Origin of the sequence: Stieleria sedimenti (genome assembly GCF_025060895.1) — a bacterium.
Taxonomy (GTDB): Bacteria; Planctomycetota; Planctomycetia; order Pirellulales; family Pirellulaceae; genus Stieleria; species Stieleria sedimenti.
On record NZ_JANZKV010000296.1, the window covers coordinates 1 to 4,098 of the forward strand.

2 protein-coding genes are annotated in these 4,098 nt (G+C 60.4%); one reads left to right on the top strand and one right to left on the bottom strand.

All coding sequences use genetic code 11. From position 1 onward, the window contains the following. Nucleotides 1-98: 98 nt before the first annotated feature. Complete coding sequence (locus tag NZK35_RS30895) at nt 99-428, bottom strand: co-chaperone GroES (protein WP_145392594.1); 330 nt, start codon at nt 426-428, stop codon at nt 99-101. A gap of 324 nt (nt 429-752) precedes the next feature. Between NZK35_RS30895 and NZK35_RS30900 the strand changes: the two genes are divergently transcribed. Continuing rightward, entirely contained in the window at nt 753-3,788 is a 3,036-nt protein-coding gene (locus NZK35_RS30900; protein WP_259636392.1) for a hypothetical protein, read from the top strand. Nucleotides 3,789-4,098 lie beyond the last annotated feature (310 nt).

The following is a 4,098-nucleotide window of genomic DNA, read 5'->3' on the forward strand; positions in this document are numbered from 1 at the left end:
GCAAACGCCCTCTCTCCCAGGGGGAGAGAATCTAAATAGGTTACAAAAAGTTTCGTTCTACAATCGGTGTCCCCCGGCGAGCCACCCGGGCGGCGGCGTCAATCGTCTTCGGGTTTGTTCCGGCGGAACACCGCGACGATATCATCGACCGGGACGACAAACAGCTGGTTGTCATGTTCCAGGTCAACCGGAACGGCGTTCTTGGGGTGGAAGAGGATCTTGTCGTATTGGCGCAGCGGCAGCTCTTCGTCGTTTTCGACCACGGCGCTGATGGTCACGATGCGTCCGGTGATCGTCGGGATTTCGGCCGCATCGGGAAGCGCGATGCCGCCGCGGGTTTCGCGTTTGGGTTCGTCCTTGCGGACCAAAACTCGATCGCCGATCGGCTCCACGTATTCGAACGCCGCGTTTGCCTTTTTCTTCGCCATCTCCACTCCGTAAGGATTCATTCTTTTCCGCCCCGACATCTGTGCTGGCCGGGATCTGGGTTGCAGGCAATAGTCTTGCGAGACAGGGCGTTTTCGTACACCCGGCATCGTGGGTGGGGCCGTGGCAGCATGAGTAAAATTGGCAAGAATTGCGGATTAGGGGAAATCGACGGGCAAACAGCCGTCATGGCGTTTGGCGAGTTTTCGCAGCACTTGGCAACCGCGCTGGACCCGCCAAAGTGATCTGGCCGATTCACAGCCCAGGCGGAAATGGAAACCGTATGCTTTTCTCTTTTGACCGATGGTCTTTCGATGCGCAAGGATGTGAAACGTTCCCTCGTGATGTGGCCGCTGACGGCGTCTCTTTTCGTGACCGGACTCAGCTGGCTGGGGATGCAGGCCGATCCCGGGGCAAGAATGATTGTCTCCGGTGCCGTCTCGCTTTGGAAAACCTCAGGCTTGGCCCGGACGATCCTGCCCCCAACGATCCGGCCCCCAGCGATCCAGCCGGACGTCCCCCGCGTCAGTGCCACGGCGGCAGGCTTGTCATCTGGTCGGATGGCGTCGACGGGCCAAGCAGCCGCCCGGACGACCGCGTCACCGGCCCGCGGAGCTGTCGCGGATGCCTGGGCCGAATTGTCGCAGATCGAATCCTGGAGCGACGCGTCGTTCGAGCTTCAGCAGCCGAGCATCGCTGGCATCCCAGCGCCCTCGCTGGACAGCTACAGCGACATCTTCGGCTTTGATGCCGATTTTGATGATGCTTCTGGCGGGGCCTCCAGCGGGGATCTGCCGGTCTTGGAACTGGCTCCGCCGGCGGAACACCGCGTTTCGGTCGAGCTGGATGTGGCGAAGGTCGCGTCGCCGGACGCGATGGTGATTCGAATCGATCCCGATGTGTTCTTCGCCGATGAGCGACCGCTGTCACAAGGACAGCCGCACGTGCGTTTGGATGACACCACGCCCCGCATGGCCGAACGTCCGACCTACGATGTCGCCTTGCCTTCGGCGTTCGAAGCACCCGCCGCGACGGTCGCCGATCTCGCACCCGACCGGAACCAAATCGAGGCGACTCCGGGCGAACCCGCCACGGATTTGTTGGGTGCCGAAGAGAAATCGGTCACGCCTGCTGCGACGCCCGGCAAAAACGACAGCTCGCCCGACGCCCAGGCTCCGCCCGAGGTTTCCGAGGTCACGCGGCAAAAGGAGAGTGATGCAGAGGACGTCGGTTCGACTCGAAAACTGACCCAGCCGCGTTCGGCCGCGTGGCCGGTCCCGCATCGATTGATCGAACAACTGGACATCCTTGAATCGATTGTCATTCGAACGGACTTGCCGGCTGATGATTTCGACCTTGATCCGGCGACGACGCCGGTCTCAACGATCGGTCACCACGAACTGCTCGAATGGTCCAAGCAGGTTCGTGATCTGCTGAGCCGACTTCACCAAGCCAATCGTCTCGGCCAACGCGACGTCGAGCCCTTGCTGCACGAACTGAAACACCTGGAACAGTTTGCATCGGTCGAAGCGGAGTCCTTGCGTTCGCGAAGTCGCCGAGTGGCGTGGCTTCAAGCGGCGTATTCGATCGAACGACGTTTGGCGGTGTGGGAGCCGATCTTCAAAATCAATTCGGGCAACTTCCCCGCGGTTCAGCATGTCGGTGATGACTTGCCGTCGGTCGCCGACGCGATTGATCGGTTGGAAAGCCGATTGGTAGTCACCGGTGACGCGGCAGGCTGGTCGAAGTTCCTGTTGCTGGAGTCGGTTCGTGACGCGTTTGAGTCCGGCGATGACAACGCACGCCGTGAGGTCGCTCAGAAATTCTTGTCGCGTTTGACGTGGCCGAATTTGGCGGCACCGCATCAGCGTTTCCTCGCCGACCCGACGGTCAACGACGTCGCCGTCGCGATCAAGCCCTGGGCCAGCGGCGCGATCGATTACTCGGCCTTGTTGCACCAGATCGAAAGGGCGGAGTCCAACGCGATCGATTTGGTGACCGCCGAGATCGCACAGTCGATGCAGGCACTCGGTCATGCCAATCATCCCCAGGCCCAACAACTGTCGGCCAACCTGGACACGCACTATCGCAACGCGAACGTCCGCTTTTCGCTCAGCGAAGAACTGTTGCGAGATTTGATGCCGCAATTGCCGACCCGCGAGGTTCCGCTTCGAACCACGATGCTGGGCAGCCGAGTGACCGGCATCAGCCGCGTCAGCACCGATCTGCGGTTGCGTCTGATCCCATCGCCGTCGACGTGGGAATTGACGTTGGAAACGATCGGTAATGTGTCCACACGCAGCGTCGGACGCAGTGGGCCGGCGGCGATCAAGACGACCAGCGTGAATCCGTATACCGCGGCCACGCCAATCTCCATCAAACCGGACGATATCTTCCTCGGCGATCCCTCGGTCAACGTCGGCGGCCGATCGCGACTGCGTGGAATCAATACGACCTATGATGCTTGGCCCCTGGTCGGAACGTTGGTCCAGAGCATCGCCGAAACCCAGTATTTCGAAAAAGCGTCTCTGGCCGACCGCATCGGCCGCAATCGAATTCGATCGCAAATCGGTGACGAGATCGACCGCAGTGTGACGGAAAAGGTCGACCAGGCGACGGCGAAGTTCAGCGAAACGATCCTCGGCCCGTTGAATCGACTTCAGTTGGAACCCCGCGTGATCGACATGAGTTCGACCTCGTCACGATTGATGGCACGCTATCGCATGGCCGGCGATTGGCAACTGGCCGCGATGACGCCGCGACCACGGGCACTCAGCGACAACCTGTTCAGCGTGCAATTGCACCAATCGGCGATCAACAACACGCTGGAACAATTGGTCCCCCAGGATGAGACGCTGCCGATCGATCAGGTGTTGACGCAATGCTTTGACGTGCTCGGTGCGAGCGACCGTCCGCTGCCGGACGATCTGCCCGAAGACATCATGATCCAATTCGCCAAGCATCGACCGATCACGGTGGAAATCGAAGACGGCAAGGTATGGATCACGATGCGAATCATCCGCCTGCAAGGCGATCGCGTGCGGCTGAGAAACTTCATCGTCCGAGCGGCTTACACGGCCCAGATCGACGGGCTCAATGCCGCCTTGGTTCGCCACGGGCATCTCAGCATCAGCGGCCCCGGCATGTCGATGCGACAGCGATTCCCGGTCCGAGCGATTTTCAACAAAGTGCTCTCGCCGACACGCCCGTTGCAATTGACGTCGCCGGAATTGTTGGCCGAACGCTTGCCGGAACAGAGTGGGATCACGCAGTTTGAATTGCGTGACGGTTGGGTCGGCATTTCGATCGGCAAAACAACCGAACACCAACGTGTGGCCAGCCGTCCGGCGGGAATTCGGTAAGGAACAACGGGGACACGTGCCGGACACGTCGGATCCTCGTCCAGGCGGACGGGGTGAAGTCCCTCGTTTGTCGAAACCCTCCCTTGTGGAGGTCGTGCAGTTTTCAAAGTCACCCTCCTGGCAGGAGGGTCGAGCGAAGCGAGGGGAGGTCCAACGGTGAATCGCGGCGTTCACAATAATACGTCATTGCCGGTGATCGCCGCATGGCTGTTCTTGGTGCTGGTCGGACTGTTGGTCTTGAGCGACCAACTGCCTCGCCTGGTACTGTGGTTCTACTTGGCCGCCAGTCTGGTCACGTATCTGGTTTACG

Bases quoted from the DNA above. Each gene is read 5' to 3' on its own strand.
- NZK35_RS30895 (WP_145392594.1), bottom strand. From the start codon at position 428: ATGGCGAAGAAAAAGGCAAACGCGGCGTTCGAATACGTGGAGCCGATC.